The organism is Streptomyces sp. NPDC048462, assembly GCF_043200175.1.
GTDB lineage: Bacteria > Actinomycetota > Actinomycetes > Streptomycetales > Streptomycetaceae > Streptomyces.
Map to the genome: position 1 here is coordinate 406,969 of NZ_JBICXG010000003.1, position 12,968 is coordinate 419,936.

The 12,968-nt window shown below is 71.9% G+C and carries 14 protein-coding genes and 1 pseudogene; 9 read left to right on the plus strand and 6 right to left on the minus strand.

The features are described from left to right. Nucleotides 1-93 precede the first annotated feature (93 nt). From ACGFU6_RS07825 to ACGFU6_RS07840, 4 genes are all read left to right on the plus strand, one after another. On the plus strand, nt 94-1,062 hold the full coding sequence (locus ACGFU6_RS07825; RefSeq protein WP_393608840.1) for an NADPH:quinone oxidoreductase family protein: 969 nt from the start codon (nt 94-96) through the stop codon (nt 1,060-1,062). Continuing rightward, a complete protein-coding gene (locus ACGFU6_RS07830) occupies nt 1,059-2,246 on the plus strand; it encodes an acyl-CoA dehydrogenase family protein (RefSeq protein ID WP_393608841.1) in 1,188 nt (395 codons plus the stop codon). The genes ACGFU6_RS07825 and ACGFU6_RS07830 overlap by 4 nt, the downstream gene beginning before the upstream one ends. After that, nucleotides 2,243-3,361, plus strand: a complete 1,119-nt coding sequence (locus ACGFU6_RS07835) for an acyl-CoA dehydrogenase family protein (RefSeq protein WP_393608843.1) — start codon at nt 2,243-2,245, stop codon at nt 3,359-3,361. The genes ACGFU6_RS07830 and ACGFU6_RS07835 overlap by 4 nt, the downstream gene beginning before the upstream one ends. A 171-nt stretch (nt 3,362-3,532) precedes the next feature. Beyond that, on the plus strand, nt 3,533-3,727 hold the full coding sequence (locus tag ACGFU6_RS07840; protein ID WP_024489726.1) for a hypothetical protein: 195 nt from the start codon (nt 3,533-3,535) through the stop codon (nt 3,725-3,727). Nucleotides 3,728-3,757: 30 nt separating this feature from the next. Here ACGFU6_RS07840 and ACGFU6_RS07845 read toward each other — a convergent pair. Further along, nucleotides 3,758-4,117: pseudogene (locus tag ACGFU6_RS07845) on the minus strand (MerR family transcriptional regulator); the annotation flags it as partial. Between the two features lie 26 nt (nt 4,118-4,143). Next, nucleotides 4,144-4,605 (minus strand): SDR family oxidoreductase, encoded by a 462-nt coding sequence (locus ACGFU6_RS07850; RefSeq protein ID WP_393608844.1) that lies wholly within the window; start codon nt 4,603-4,605, stop codon nt 4,144-4,146. Between the two features lie 251 nt (nt 4,606-4,856). Here ACGFU6_RS07850 and ACGFU6_RS07855 point away from each other — a divergent pair, with 251 nt between their 5' ends. After that, nucleotides 4,857-5,615, plus strand: coding sequence for a hypothetical protein (locus ACGFU6_RS07855; RefSeq protein ID WP_393608846.1), 759 nt, complete (start codon nt 4,857-4,859; stop codon nt 5,613-5,615). Between the two features lie 22 nt (nt 5,616-5,637). On the opposite strand, the gene ACGFU6_RS07860 is transcribed toward ACGFU6_RS07855, so the two are convergent. The 3 genes from ACGFU6_RS07860 to ACGFU6_RS07870 all read right to left on the minus strand — a co-directional run bounded on the left by ACGFU6_RS07860 (nt 5,638) and on the right by ACGFU6_RS07870 (nt 8,421). After that, nucleotides 5,638-6,000, minus strand: coding sequence for a DUF779 domain-containing protein (locus tag ACGFU6_RS07860; protein WP_393608848.1), 363 nt, complete (start codon nt 5,998-6,000; stop codon nt 5,638-5,640). A gap of 127 nt (nt 6,001-6,127) precedes the next feature. After that, nucleotides 6,128-6,826 (minus strand): response regulator, encoded by a 699-nt coding sequence (locus ACGFU6_RS07865; protein ID WP_393608850.1) that lies wholly within the window; start codon nt 6,824-6,826, stop codon nt 6,128-6,130. Further along, nucleotides 6,823-8,421 (minus strand): ATP-binding protein, encoded by a 1,599-nt coding sequence (locus tag ACGFU6_RS07870; protein ID WP_393608852.1) that lies wholly within the window; start codon nt 8,419-8,421, stop codon nt 6,823-6,825. Before ACGFU6_RS07870 ends, ACGFU6_RS07865 begins: the two co-directional genes overlap by 4 nt. 218 nt (nt 8,422-8,639) lie before the next feature. Between ACGFU6_RS07870 and ACGFU6_RS07875 the strand changes: the two genes are divergently transcribed. The 3 genes from ACGFU6_RS07875 to ACGFU6_RS07885 are packed head-to-tail and all read left to right on the plus strand — an operon-like array spanning nt 8,640 to nt 11,400. Continuing rightward, nucleotides 8,640-9,455 (plus strand): ABC transporter ATP-binding protein, encoded by an 816-nt coding sequence (locus ACGFU6_RS07875; protein WP_123529943.1) that lies wholly within the window; start codon nt 8,640-8,642, stop codon nt 9,453-9,455. Next, entirely contained in the window at nt 9,445-10,308 is an 864-nt protein-coding gene (locus ACGFU6_RS07880) for an ABC transporter permease (RefSeq protein WP_393608854.1), read from the plus strand. The genes ACGFU6_RS07875 and ACGFU6_RS07880 overlap by 11 nt, the downstream gene beginning before the upstream one ends. Before the next feature lie 54 nt (nt 10,309-10,362). Beyond that, nucleotides 10,363-11,400 carry an ABC transporter substrate-binding protein gene (locus tag ACGFU6_RS07885; protein WP_393608856.1) on the plus strand — a complete coding sequence of 346 codons (1,038 nt, stop codon included), beginning with the start codon at nt 10,363-10,365 and terminating at the stop codon, nt 11,398-11,400. A 108-nt stretch (nt 11,401-11,508) separates the two neighbouring features. Here the strand turns inward: ACGFU6_RS07885 and ACGFU6_RS07890 are convergent, their stop codons facing one another. Then, nucleotides 11,509-11,826 carry a hypothetical protein gene (locus ACGFU6_RS07890; protein ID WP_393608858.1) on the minus strand — a complete coding sequence of 106 codons (318 nt, stop codon included), beginning with the start codon at nt 11,824-11,826 and terminating at the stop codon, nt 11,509-11,511. 226 nt (nt 11,827-12,052) lie between these two features. Between ACGFU6_RS07890 and ACGFU6_RS07895 the strand changes: the two genes are divergently transcribed. Beyond that, the gene (locus tag ACGFU6_RS07895) at nt 12,053-12,901 is read left to right on the plus strand and encodes a PepSY domain-containing protein (RefSeq protein ID WP_393608859.1); all 849 of its coding nucleotides are present in this window, start codon (nt 12,053-12,055) and stop codon (nt 12,899-12,901) included. Nucleotides 12,902-12,968: the final 67 nt, after the last annotated feature.

Sequence of the window (12,968 nt, forward strand, 5' to 3'; positions counted from 1 at the left end):
AGCGGTCACCCGCAGGTTGTTCCCAGAGGGGCAAGCGACCGCTTAGTATGCGCCGGAGCAGTGGTAATGCCGACAGTGTTGTGGAGGCCCCTCATGCAGGCATGGCGAGTGCACCGGAACGGCGAGCCGAACGAGGTGATGCGGCTGGAGGAGACGGACCGGCCCACGCCCGGCGACGGGCAGGTGCTCGTCGAGGTGCTCGCGGCGAACATCAACTTCCCCGACGCGCTGCTCTGCCGCGGCCAGTACCAGATCCGGCCCCCGCTGCCGTTCACGCCCGGCGTGGAGATCTGCGGCAGGACGCCGGACGGCCGCCGGGTGCTCGCCACCCCCGCGCTGCCGGACGGCGGTTTCGCCCAGTACGTCGTCGCGGACGAGGCGGCGCTGCTGCCCGCCCCGGAAGCCCTGGACGACGCGGAGGCCGCCGCGCTGCACATCGGCTACCAGACCGGCTGGTTCGGGCTGCACCGGCGGGCACGGCTGCAGGCCGGTGAGACGCTGCTCGTCCACGCCGCGGCCGGCGGCGTCGGCAGCGCCGCGGTCCAGCTCGGCAAGGCCGCCGGCGCGACCGTCATCGGCGTCGTCGGCGGCGCGGAGAAGGCCAAGGCGGCCACCGCCCTCGGCTGCGACCTGGTCATCGACCGGCGCGCCGACGACATCGTCGCGGCCGTCAAGGACGCGACCGGCGGACGCGGCGCCGACGTCGTCTACGACCCGGTCGGCGGCGACGCGTACGCCAAGTCCGTGAAGTGCATCGCCTTCGAGGGCCGGGTGGTCGTCGTCGGCTTCGCCAGTGGCGTGATCCCCACTCCGGGGCTCAATCACGCCCTGGTGAAGAACTACTCGGTGCTCGGGCTCCACTGGGGCCTGTACAACACCAAGGACCCGCAGGCGGTCCGCGACTGTCACCGGGAGCTGACCGGGCTCGCCGCCGAGGGCGTCGTCAAGCCGCTGATCAGTGAGCGTGTCGCGATGGACGGCGCGGCGGCCGCGGTCCAGCGCGTCGCCGACGGCACCAGCACCGGCCGCATCGTCGTCCTCCCGTCAGGAGCCGCCCGATGACCGCCCCCGACGCCGCGGAACTGCGCCGCCTCACCCGGGAACTGCTGGACGGGCACCCCCCGGCCACCACCGACCGGACCGACTTCCTCAAGGCACGCTTCGACGCCGGACTCGCCTGGGTGCACTACCCGGTGGGACTGGGCGGGCTCGATGCCCCGCGCTCCCTGCAGCCCGTCGTGGACGCCGAACTGGCCGCGGCGGACGCGCCGGACAACGACCCGCGCCGTATCGGCATCGGCCTCGGCATGGCCGCCCCGACCGTCCTCGGCTACGGAACCGACGAGCAGAAGAAGCGGTTCCTGCGCCCCCTGTGGGCGGGGGAGGAGGTGTGGTGCCAGCTGTTCAGCGAGCCGGGCGCCGGTTCCGACCTCGCCGCCCTCTCCACCCGCGCCGTCCGCGACGGGGAGGACTGGGTGGTCGACGGGCAGAAGGTCTGGACGTCCAGCGCCCATCTGGCGCGCTGGGCGATCCTCATCGCCCGTACCGACCCCGACGTGCCCAAGCACCGCGGCATCAGCTACTTCATCTGCGACATGACCGACCCCGGCGTAGAGGTGCGGCCGCTGCGGCAGATCACCGGCGAGGCCGAGTTCAACGAGGTCTTCCTCACCGGCGTGCGCATCCCCGACAGCCACCGGCTCGGCCCGGTCGGTGAGGGCTGGAAGGTCGCGCAGACGACGCTCATGAACGAGCGCGTCTCCATCGGCGGAGCGCGCATCCCGCGCGAGGGCGGCATGATCGGACCGGTCGCCGCGACCTGGCGCGAACGCCCCGAACTGCGTACCCACGATCTGCACCAGCGCCTGCTCACCCTCTGGGTGGAGGCCGAGGTCGCCCGGCTCACCGGGGCGCGCCTGCGCCAGCAGCTCGTCGCCGGTCAGCCGGGCCCCGAGGGCTCCGGGATGAAGCTGGCCTTCGCCCGGCTCAACCAGGAGATCAGCGCCCTGGAGGTCGAACTCCTGGGCGGTGAAGGCCTGTTGTACAGCGACTGGACGATGCGCCGGCCCGAGCTCGTCGACTTCACCGGCCGCGACGCCGGCTACCGCTACCTCCGCTCGAAGGGCAACTCCATCGAGGGCGGCACGAGCGAGGTACTGCTCAACATCGTCGCCGAACGCGTGCTCGGCCTGCCCGCCGAACCGCGCAACGACAAGGACGTCGCCTGGAAGGACCTGTCCCGATGACCGCACGGACCGAAGAGAGCCAGGCGCCCGATCTGCTGTACTCGGAGGCCGAGGACGACCTGCGCGCCGCCGTCCGCTCGCTCCTGGACGCCCGGTGCGACGCGCCGGCGGTGATCGCCCGCACCGAGTCCGGCACGCCGCAGGACCCGCAGCTCTGGAAGGCGCTCGCCACCGGCATCGGCGCCGCCGGACTCCTGGTGCCCGAGAAGCTCGGCGGGCAGGGCGCCGGACACCGCGAGGCCGCCGTGGTCATGGAGGAACTCGGCCGCCGCGTCGCCCCGACGCCCTACCTGACCAGTTCCGTCGTCGCCACCGAGACGCTGCTGGCGCTCGGTGCCCAGGACGGGCCGGAGGCCGGACTCCTCGCGGACCTGGCTTTGGGCCGCAAGGTCGCGGTACTCGCCCTGCCGTTCTCCGCCGCCGCGCCGGACCCGGCCACCGTGACCGCCGGCCTCGACGGCACGATCGGCCCGGTCGCCGACGCGGCCGCCGCCGATGTGCTGCTGGTCCCGGCCGCCGACGGGCTGTACGCCGTGGCCGCGGACGCCGAGGGCGTCGTCGTCGAGCCGCTCGTCGCGCTCGACCTGACCCGCCCGCTCGCCGCCGTCACCCTGACCGGAGCCACCGCAACCCGCCTCGCGGATGCCCCGGCAGGCCGGGAAGCGGTGCGCGCCGGGCTGCTGGCCGGAGCCGGGCTCCTCGCCTCCGAACAGCTCGGGCTCGCCGAGTGGTGCCTGACCGAGACGGTCCGGTACACCCGCGAGCGCCACCAGTTCAACCGCCCCGTCGGCTCGTTCCAGTCGCTCAAACACCGCATGGCACAGCTATGGCTGCAGGTCGCCTCGGCGCGGGCGGCGGCGCGCAACGCGGCGGACGCGCTGGCCACCGGCAGCCCCGACGCGCCGCTGGCGGTGGCCGTCGCGCAGGCGTACTGCTCCGAGGTCGCCGTCCACGCGGCGGAGGAGTGCGTTCAGCTCCACGGCGGAATCGGGATGACCTGGGAGCACCCGGCGCACCTGTACCTCAAGCGCGCCAAGGCCGACTCGATCGCGTACGGCACGGCGGGCCGCCACCGAGGGACCGTCGCGGAACTGATGGAGCTGCCCGCGCCGTGACGCGGCCGGGCGGCCCCCCGGCGGCTCCGGCTGACCGGGGGCCGCCCGGCCCCGTCCCTGGCCGCCCAGCCCTACCCGTTTGGCGGACACGCCAGTGCGCCGGATGGCCTCTCCGCTACGCCAAACTGGCCGCCGAATGCCGCAATTCAGGCGCGGCGGAGGAGGTTGGCCATGGCCATTTCGATCTCACTGGTACTGCTTCTGCTGATCCTGGCGGTGATCTTCCTCCGCAATGGCGGACTGAAGATCTCACACGCGCTGGTCTGCGGCCTGCTGGGGTTCTTCCTCGCGGGGACGAGCATGGCGCCCACCATCCAGGAGGGCCTCACGGCCACCGCCGACGTGGTGAGCAGCATCCGGCCCTGACCCCGTCGCCGCCCCGGTGGCTCCGCCCGGCGGGGCCGGGTCACCGGGCAGCGCCCGAAGTGCCTCGGCCAGCCGGTCCCGGGCCTCGGTCTGGGCGGCGATCCGGGCGTCGAGGACCGCGAGCCGCTCGCGGGCGATCCGCAGCCCCGGCGGCGAGGGCGGGGAAGCGACGACATCGCCGTCCAGGCAGGGCAGGAAGGCCCGTACGTCGTCCAGCCTGAGCCCGGCGGCCAGCAGGTGGCGGATGTTGCGGACCCGGACGACCGTGCGCGCCTCGTACACCCGGTAGCCGTTGGCCGCCCGCCGAGAAGTGATCAGCCCGGCCTGCTCGTAGTGGCGCAGCGCACGCGCGGTCGTGCCGGTGGCCCCGGCCAGTTCGCCGATCAGCACCCCCACCACCTCCCCGTTCACTCTTATCACGCGACCACGGCACCGCCGTCGACCGGGAGAACCGCACCGGTGATGAACGAGGCGTCGGGCGAGGCGAGATACGTGATCGAGCGCGCCACCTCCTCGGGTGTGCCGCGCCGCCGCATCGGGGTGTGCGCCAGCTGCCACTCCCGCAGCGCCGCCAACTGCTCGGGCGTCAGCCCCTGGTGCTTGCCGATCGGGGTCCCGATCGCACCGGGCGCGACCGCCACGACGCGGATGCCGCGCGGCGCCAGTTCGACCGCCCAGGTGCGGGTGAACAGCTCCATGGCCATCTTGGTCGCGGCGTAGACGGAGCCGCCCGGCCGGCCCCGCCGCCCGATGACGAGGACCGTGGCGCCCTCGGCGGCGAAGGCGTGGGCGGTGGCACGGCCGATGCCGGTCCCCGCGCCGGTGATGGCGACGACGCGGTCGGTGGCAGGCCTGGAGGCTGCTGAGCTGACGTTCATGCGGCAATCGTTCAATCCTGCCGCCAGCGGCAAGGTCAAGCAGCGACTCGTAACCGCATGCGAATGATCTCGTATGTACGGGAACTTCCAATTTTCGGTCAGTTGGTTGCTTTGTGCGGCCGTACGGGGACCCCGGGCATTCAGGTATGAAACGGTCCGGTGGGGTGCGGGACACCGCGTACCGTATCCCCGTCCGGCACGGCAACGGCTGCCGGGCGCCGCACCGAGCGAGGGACCCGGAGAGCGCAGCCATGTCATTGCCCCCACTGGGACGCCAACCGGCCGCCGTGCACCACGAGCACTGCAACAGCAGCCGCTGCTGCCGCTGCCAGCAGCGGCCCTGGGCAACGTCTGTCGGTTACGAACGGCTCTGCGGCCTCTGCGCCTCCTGCTGCCGGGAGTGCGGCCGGGCCCCCGCCCGGCACCTGGACGGGCTCGACCACGGACTGTGCGGCGACTGCCGGGGCCTGTGCAACCGCTGCCGCACCCCATTGTCGGCGGACGGGGACTGCCAGTGCCGCACGTGGCAGCGGGCGGGCGCGGACCCGGTCGGCTACCTCCTGCACGCGCTTCCGCAGCCCCTCATGCGGGAGTTCGGCGGCCGCTACCCCGCCGAACTCGTCGAGATGATCCAGCGGGAGCTGGGCCGGCGCACCCCGGACCAGCTCCTGGACCGGGTGGAGCGCCGGTGGAACGCACGCTGGGCCCATACCCTCCAGGAGAAGGACGAGGACGGCCGGCGCCGCTGGCCGCCCCTGGAGATCGCCGGACACCTGCTGACCGCGGCACGCTGCGAGGACCCTCGGTGCGAGGACGGCAGGCTGCTCCACACCGACACCGCCTGCCCGCGCTGCGGGCAGGCGCTGCACCGGTTCGTGCCCGCCCAGACGGACCGCAGGGCCACCTCGGACCGGGCCAGGAGCACGGCCGCCGAGATCCGCCGCGAACTGCTCGACCGCCGGACCGGCGCGCGGCGCGGACCCGGCGGTGCGCACGGGCCCCGGGCCTGACCCCCGGCCCATGCGGACCCGGTCAGCCGCCCACGAGCCGCGACCGGATCAGGAACCGCACCCCCTCCGGGGCCTCCAGCGAGAAGCCGCTGCCCCGGCCCTCCACCACATCCACGATCAGCCGGGTGTGCGCCCACACCTCGAACTGGCTCCTCGACATCCAGAACGGAACGCTCTCCGCCATCCCTTCGACCTCCAGGGACGCGAGCAGTACGTCGGAGCCGCCGGTACGGAACTCCCCGTCCTGGTAGCACATCGGCGCGCTGCCGTCGCAGCAGCCGCCCGACTGGTGGAACATCAGCGGCCCGTGCAGCTCGCGCAGCCGCCGCAGCAGATCCGCGGCCGCGGGTGTGAGCTCCACCGGCGGCGCGTCCGCGGAGCTCATGGCCGCACACCCTCGCATCGGTTCACGGATCGGTCTCCTTCCGGGCACCGCGGGGATCGCGGTGCGCGCATGGCCCCCATGCAACCCGGCCGGACGTTGCAGAGGGGTTGCGCGGCTCCGTGGCCCCTCAGCCGGCCACCGCCCAGGCGTAGCGGTGCTCCGGGCGGCCGGTGTCCCCGTACTTCAGGGTCAGGCTGATCCGGCCCGCACCCTCCAGGTACTTGAGGTACCGCTGTGCGGTCGAGCGGCTCAGACCGGCCCGCGCGGCGACCTCGTGCGCCGACAGCGGCTCACCGGCCCCGAGCAGCACCTGGCGGATGACATCGGCGGTCGGCGCCGAGTGCCCCTTCGGGAGCCCGGCCGCGACGACGGACTCCGAGGTGCGCAGCGCCCCGAAGATCTGGTCGACCTGCTCCTGGCCTGCCTCGCCGCGACGGCTCTCCACACCGTCCAGGGTGCGGCGCAGCGTCGCGTAGCTCTCCAGCTTGGAGCGCAGGCCACCGAAACTGAACGGCTTGACCAGATACTGCAGGGCGCCGTACCGCAGCGCGGTCCGCACGGTCACCACGTCGCGGGCGGCCGTCACCATGATCACGTCGGCGGGGTGGCCGAGCTGGCGCAGCTGACGCACCAGCGTGAGCCCCGTGCGGTCCGGCAGATAGTGATCGAGCAGGATCAGATCGACATGCTCGCGCTCCAGGACGGACAGCGCCTGCGCGGCGGTGTGGGCACGGGAGACGACCCGGAAACCCGGCACCTTGCTCACATAGGCCGCGTTGATCTCCGCAACCCGGAAGTCGTCGTCCACCACCAGAACGTCAATCACTGCGACTCTCCCGCCTCGACTCGCTGCCGGACGGCGAGCGCCTCCGGCAGGACGACGGTGAAGACCGCGCCGCCACCGGCCCTGGCAGTGACCCGGGCCGCGCCGCCGTAGCGCTCGGCCAGGCGACGCACCAGCGCCAGCCCGAGCCCGCGCTCCCGGTGGGCCGGGGACTCCTTGGTGGACCAGCCCTCGGTGAAGATCTGTTCCCGCATGTCGACGGGCACCCCGGGGCCGTCGTCGCTGACCCGCAGGACGGCGGTGGTGCCCTCGGCGAGCAGCTCCACCTCGACCAGCGTGGCGACGTCCAGGGCGTTGTCGATGAGATTGCCCAGTACGGTCACCAGATCGCGCGGGTCCACCACGACGTCGGGCAGCCGGGTGGCGGGGGAGACCAGCAAGGACGCGCCGCGCTCGGCGGCGACGGCGGACTTGCCCACCAGCAGCGCCGAGAGCAGCGGATCGTTCACGCGCTCCGCGACCTGCTCGGCCGAGGCCCGGTGGCCGTCGGACACCTCGGTGACGAACTCCACCGCCGCCTCGTGCCTGCCCAGCTCCAGCAGGCCCAGCAGGGTGTGCAGCCGGTTGGCGTGCTCGTGGTCCTGGGCGCGGAGCGCGTCGAGCAGTCCGTGCGTGGAGTCCAGCTCGCGGCCGAGCAGTTCGAGTTCGGTGCGGTCGCGCAGCGTCACGACGGCGCCGCCGTCGCCGGTCGGCATCCGGTTCGCGATCAGCACCCGCCCCCGGGAGACGGTGAGCAGATTCGCGCCGTCGACCCGGCCCGCCAGCACCTGCGTCGTACGCCCCGGCGGCAGCACCTCGCCCAGCGTCCGGCCGACGGCGTCCGGGGTCAGCTCCAGCAGCCGTTGCGCCTCGTCGTTGAGCAGCCGGATCCGCCCGCGCGAATCGAGGGCGAGCACCGCCTCGCGGATGCTGTGCAGCATCGCCTCACGCTCGTCCAGGAGCGCGGAGATGTCCGCGAAGGCCAGACCGTGCGTGTTGCGCTGGACGCGGCGGGAGACGACGAGCGCCGCCAGCACCCCCGCGGCCAGTGCGGCTCCCGCGTACTGCAGGAGCACCGGAATGGTGCCGAGCAGCCCCTGCCTGACGCTCTTGTACGCGATGCCCACCGAGACGGCCCCGACCACGGTGCCGTCCCGGTCGCGCAGCGGGACCTTCGCGCGGGCGGAGCGCCCCAGGGTGCCGATGTCGATCTGCATGACCTCGCGGCCGGCCAGCGCCGTACTCGGATCGGTCGAGACGCGTTCGCTGATCCGGTCGGTCTCGGTGTGCGACCACCGCACACCCCGGGTGTCCATCACCACGATGTACAGCGCCCCGGTGGCCCGCCGGATCCGCTCCGCCTCGGCCTGTACGGGCCCGGCCGGATCGGGCCGGGTGCTGAGCAGCTTCTCCACCAGGCCGGGTTCGGCGGCGGTGGTCTGGGCGATGGACAGGGCCCGCCGCATCGCCTGGTCATCGAGCTCGTGGCTCAGCGGGGCGAGGAAGAGCCCGGTGACGAGCATGACCACCCCCGTCGTGATCACCACCTGGGTGAGCAGTACCTGGGCGAAGACACGGCGGGGCCAGTGAATGCGCATGTCCGTGTCCTCTGCTCTCCCGCGGTCCTCGAATCCGGTACTCCGATCCGCTCGGTGTCAACGCAAGGTAAACGGCCCCGACCCCGCTGCCTAGCCCTCGTCGCCGCTTCGTTGTACGGGAGTGAGCACAATGAGCAGAACCCCGGGTAACGGGCAGAACCCGGAGTTGTGGGCGCAAGGCTCCCGCCGGGCCCGGAGCGCCCCTAGCGTCCCGCCCCATGAACAGCGAAACGAGCCCCGCCATCGAGCTGCGGGGGGCGAGCAAAGCGTTCCGGACTCCGTCGGGGGCGCTCCACACCGCCGTACGGGATCTGGATCTGACGATCGGCAGGGGGGAGTTCGTCGCCGTCGTCGGTCCGACCGGATGCGGCAAGTCGACCACCCTGACCCTGATCAGCGGGCTTGAGGAGCCCACCGAGGGGGAGGTACTGGTCTCCGGCGAGCCGGTGCGCGGCATCGGTGACAAGGTCGGCTTCGTCTTCCAGCAGGACGCGGTCTTCCCCTGGCGGACGGTCCTGTCCAACGTCATGGCGGGCCCCCGCTTCCGGGGCGTGCCGAAGGCGGAGGCGAAGGAACGTGCGCGGGCCTGGCTCGACCGGGTCGGCCTGTCCTCCTTCGAGGACCGCTATCCCCACCAGCTCTCCGGGGGCCAGCGCAAGCGGGTCGCCCTCGCCGCGACGTTCGTCAACGACCCGGAGATCCTGCTGATGGACGAGCCGTTCTCGGCACTCGACGTGCAGACCCGGGCCCTGATGTCCGACGAGCTGCTGGAGCTGTGGGGCGGCACGGGAGCCTCCGTCGTCTTCGTCACGCACGACCTGGAGGAGTCCATCGCACTCGCCGACAAGGTCGTCGTGATGACCGCCGGACCGGCCACGGTCAAGGAGGTCTTCGAGATCGGCCTGCCGCGTCCGCGCAAGGTCGAACAGGTGCGCCTTGAGCCCCGGTTCCTGGAGATCTACCGCGAGATCTGGTCCTCGCTCGGCGAAGAGGTCCGCATCACCCGCGAGAGGGGTGCGGCCGATGCCGCCTGAGACCGTCACCAAGACCGCCGCCGCGAGCGGCACCGGCCGGACCGAGGCGAGGGCGCGGGCCGCTCGCAACCGCAGGATGCTGGTGCTGGCCAGCCGGATCGCCGTCCTCGTCGCGGTCGTCGGACTGTGGGAGTGGCTGGCCAGGACGGCCGTCATCGATCCGTTCAACTTCTCCATGCCGTCGAAGATCTGGGAGCAGATCCGTACCTGGGTGACCGACGGTACCGCCCAGGGCTCCCTGTGGGAGCAGATCTGGTACACGCTCTACGAGGCGCTGCTCGGCTGGGTCATCGGTGTGATCGCCGGTGTGCTGTTCGGTATCGCGCTCGGCCGGGTCCGCTTCGCCGCCGATGTCCTCGGCCCGTACATCAAGGTCCTCAACGCCCTGCCGCGCATCGTGCTCGCCCCGATCTTCCTGATCTGGTTCGGCCTGGGCCCGGCGTCCAAGGTCGCCTCCGCGGTCGTCCTGGTGTTCTTCCCGGTCTTCTTCAACGCCTTCCAGGGCGCCAGGGAGGTCGACCGCAACCTCGTCGCCAACTCCCGCATCCTGGGCGCCAGCAACCGGCAGGTCACCCTCCAGGTGGTCATTCCCTCCGCCACCTCTTGGATCTTCACCAGCCTCCACGTCAGCTTCGGCTTCGCGCTGATCGGCGCCATCGTCGGTGAGTACATCGGCGCCACCAAGGGACTGGGCCTGCTCGTCGCCGCCTCGCAGGGCACGTTCAACGCGGCCGGCGTGTACGCCGCCATGGCCATCCTCGCGGTCGTGGCCCTGCTCGCCGAGGGGCTGCTCACCTTCCTGGAGAAGAAGCTCTTCCGCTGGAAACCGGCCGACGCCGACACCGCGCGCTGACCCGCGCCACCTTCCTCCCCTCAGGGGAACCCTCTTCACAAGGACGTGAACCAGATGCGTATGTCCCCCCGGATCCCGGCACTCGCCGTCGCCGGAGTGCTCGCCGCGGCGAGCCTGACCGCCTGCGGAGGCGACTCCACCTCCGCGTCCGGCGACAAGAACGACAGCGTGAAGATCATGGTGGGCGGCCTGGACAAGGTCATCTACCTGCCCGCGATGCTCACCGAACGGCTCGGCTACTTCAAGGACGAGGGCGTCGCCGTCCAGCTGCTGACCGAGCCCGCCGGCGTCCAGGCGGAGACCGCGCTCGTCTCCGGCGACGTACAGGGAACCGTGGGCTTCTACGACCACACGCTCGATCTCCAGGTGAAGGGCAAGCATGTGGAGTCGGTGGTCCAGCTCTCCCAGGCGCCCGGAGAGGTCGAGATGGTCTCCAACAAGGCGGCGGGCGACATCGGCTCGGCCAAGGACTTCAAGGGCAGGAAGCTGGGCGTGACGGGACTCGGTTCCTCGACCGACTTCCTGACGAAGTACCTCGCCGTGAAGAACGGGGTGCAGACCAGCGAGTTCACCCCCGTAGCGGTCGGAGCCGGCCAGACGTTCATCTCCGCGCTCCAGCAGGGCTCCATCCAGGGCGGCATGACCACCGACCCGACCGTGGCCACCGTCCTGGACAAGAAGCTCGGCAGCATCCTCATCGACATGCGGACCCCCGAAGGGTCCAAGAAGGCACTCGGCGGGCTCTACCCGTCCTCCAGCCTCTACATGCAGACCGAGTGGGTCAACGCCCACAAGGCGACCGTGCAGAAGCTCGCCAACGCCTTCGTGAAGACCCTGAAGTGGATGTCGACGCACAGCGCGGGCGAGATCGCCGCGAAGATGCCCGCCGACTACGCGCAGGGCGGCGGCGCCGCGCTCTACGCACAGTCCATCAAGAACACCCTGCCGATGTTCACCACCGACGGGGTGATGCCTCCGGACGGTCCGGCCACCGTCGAGCGGGTCCTGAAGGCCTTCAACCCCAACCTCAAGAACGCGGACGTCGACCTCTCCAAGACGTACACGACGGAGTTCGTGAAGAAGGCCCACTGACTCGTGGAGCGGGCCCGCCGCACCGCACCGGCTCCGCCGCGCGCCCGTACGCCTTCGCGTGCGGGCGCGCCGCCGGGTACCGGCTCGAACGGGCACCGCGGTCGTGGGTTATTCGGAGGCGGTTTCCCCGGTCCGCCCGTCCGGCTCCAGGCACGCGGCCGGAACGGTGGCCGCCGCACCCCGCCGCACGGCGTTCACCACGGCCTCGTGCAGTGTCCGGCTGTCCTCCTCCGAGGAGCAGGGCACGGGGCTGCCCGACATGGTGAACCAGTCGGCCGCGTCGGTGTACTGCACGGTGATCTGTGCCGTGTCATCGGCCCATGTGGTGTGCACGGTCAGATCGCCCGACAGCGGCCCGACCTCTTCGGTGAGCACGCCGCCGTGCCCCGAATACACTCCGCGTGTCGTCCAGGACGCCCAGGTCATGCATCCAGGCTCGCACCAAAACGCCCGGATCGCGACCCGCGGGAGCCAATATCGGAAGCCGATTTCCCGTGGCACACCGGGGAATCGGCCCTCTCGCCGTCGCCCGCTCCCTCGCACCGGGTCCTTGCGCCGGGGACGGGCGGGTCCGGGCCGGCACACGGTTGATCGGGTGACTCCGACCCGTCACCCCACATGCCCGGGCCGCACGGCGGTTAGGCATGCCGGCATGACCTATGACCCCCGACCGAAGAACACCGGACTCCTGCGCGCCCACCGCCTCCGTGCGGCCGGCGCCGCCTGCGTCGTCCTGACCGCCGCCCTGCTCACCGGCTGCGGCCAGGACAGCGGCAGCACATCGACGGGGACGGAGACCTCCGAAGCCGCGCGCGCCGTCCCGGAGCGGACGACCAGCCCCTCGCCCAGCCCGAGCGCTTCGCTGACCAAGGACCAGGAGAAGCGCAAGAAGCTGCTGGCCTCCACCAAGATCACCTTCGACAAGGCCGTCACCACGGCCGAGGGAGCCGTCGCAGGAAGCAAGGTGATCGAACTCGAACTGAAGGGCCCGGGGAAGTCCGACGACGACACCGACGCGTCCGCGAGTGCGAGTGCATCCGCGTCCGCGAGTGCGAGCGCCTCCCCGTCCGGTGCCAGTTCCTCACCGAGCGGTTCCGGCGCGTCGCCCTCCGGAGCGAGCGCCTCCCCGTCCGCCAGCCCCGCCGCCAAGGGCCCGGAGTGGGTGGCGGCCGTCGTGGCGAAGGACGGCACCGAGCACACCGTGCGCATCGACGCGGTCTCCGGCAAGGTGCTCCAGTCCGTCGAGGACCCGGACCAGGACGCTCAGGAGAAGACCCGCACTGCCGAGCGCATCGCCAAGGCCACGCAGACGCCGCAGCAGGCGGCCAAGGCCGCCACCACCAAGGCCAAGGGCACCGTGACCTCCCTCGACCTGGACGACAACGACAAGAACGTCCTCATCTGGTCCGTCGACGTCGTCACCAAGGACTTCAATGAGACGACGGTCGACATCGACGCCGCCAGTGGCTCCGTCACCGGTGAGCACGTCGACGACGACTGACCCGGCCACCCCACGGCCCCGCACACGAGGCGCCCCCGGTCCGCACGGACCGGGGGCGCCTCCCTCG